Source organism: Syntrophales bacterium, from assembly GCA_026417625.1.
Classification (GTDB): Bacteria; Desulfobacterota; Syntrophia; order Syntrophales; family UBA8958; genus JAOACW01.
This window is the reverse complement of the sequence record JAOACW010000021.1, coordinates 1-1,084: the sequence shown is the minus strand read 5'-3', so window position 1 is coordinate 1,084 and position 1,084 is coordinate 1. Positions and strand designations below refer to the sequence as shown.

Sequence of the window (1,084 nt, the reverse complement as noted above, 5' to 3'; positions counted from 1 at the left end):
CCAAGGATGTGCTCTACCTACTGAGCTACGTGGGCTGAATACTTCCAGTGATTACTCCTCACTTGCCACCATACAAGAAGTAGGTTCACTCTTGACCCCTAAGATACTTCCGCGCACAGAATTCTCCTTCTTCCAGGTATCGCTGAGTTTCCACGGATATCCGGTGTGGAGTATCTCTCCTGAGAGAGATACCCTTTCAGAACAGAGTGCTCTCAGAAAAACCCATGGAATTCTATGTGTTTATGCGGCAAATATCACAGGAAGACACTGACACTATTAATAAGCTGGAGCGGGAAACGGGATTCGAACCCGCGACCCTCAGCTTGGAAGGCTGACGCTCTAGCCCCTGAGCTATTCCCGCTCTCGTTTATCCGACACCTCTCTTCTCGAAGACGCCGGTTTTTATCATTCACCGTCCTCTGATGGAGGGGGGAGGATTCGAACCTCCGAAGGCTTAGCCGGCAGATTTACAGTCTGCTCCCTTTGGCCACTCGGGTACCCCTCCCACATTCATCGTGACATTGGAGCTGGCGATGGGACTCGAACCCGCAACCTGCTGATTACAAATCAGCTGCTCTACCTGTTGAGCTACGCCAGCTTGCTTTTTCATCTCTACCGGGTTCCCCGAACAAACGCAGTATCAAAGTATAATAACGAATTTTGAATACTAATTTGAATTTAATTTTTTGTCAATAAATTTTTAAAAGGTTAATTATATATCAAATAATGCCCATCTAAGTGTCGGCACTCTCACGGGATACCCCCTTTCCACCGTAACCCTTAAAAATGCGATACAGTGAAAATCATCCCATGTCTCATTCTTCGCCAAAAATCTCTGCCTCAAATATATATATTTTTGTTTCCTCATCCTTCCACGCATCGGGATCGAGTCCAGCTTTGTAGCACGTTTCCTCGAGAAATTGTTTTCTATCCCACTTGTATTCCGTCGCTACTTGGGGTAGTAACAGACCTGAGTGAAATCCTCTCACAATATAAATACCATGAGTACCCACCACAATTTCTTGTACATCTCTGATGCGTTTTAGCTCGCTCAGAACAGATATTTCTATGGATACAATTTCAA

General features: G+C 45.4%; 2 protein-coding genes and 3 tRNA genes. 1 reads left to right on the top strand and 4 read right to left on the bottom strand.

Features of this window, described 5'->3' with window-relative positions; all coding sequences use genetic code 11:
- Positions 1–271, top strand: a 271-nt coding sequence (locus N2317_08825) for a hypothetical protein (GenBank protein ID MCX7817588.1), incomplete at its 5' end; no start/stop codon positions are given.
- Between the two features lie 14 nt (positions 272–285).
- Here the strand turns inward: N2317_08825 and N2317_08820 are convergent.
- The 4 genes from N2317_08820 to N2317_08805 all read right to left on the bottom strand — a co-directional run.
- Positions 286–361: transfer RNA gene (locus N2317_08820), tRNA-Gly, on the bottom strand.
- A 62-nt stretch (positions 362–423) separates the two neighbouring features.
- Positions 424–505 (bottom strand) — tRNA-Tyr (locus N2317_08815).
- Positions 506–522: 17 nt separating this feature from the next.
- Positions 523–598: transfer RNA gene (locus N2317_08810), tRNA-Thr, on the bottom strand.
- 217 nt (positions 599–815) lie between these two features.
- Positions 816–1,084, bottom strand: a 269-nt coding sequence (locus N2317_08805) for an AMMECR1 family protein (GenBank protein ID MCX7817587.1), incomplete at its 5' end; no start/stop codon positions are given.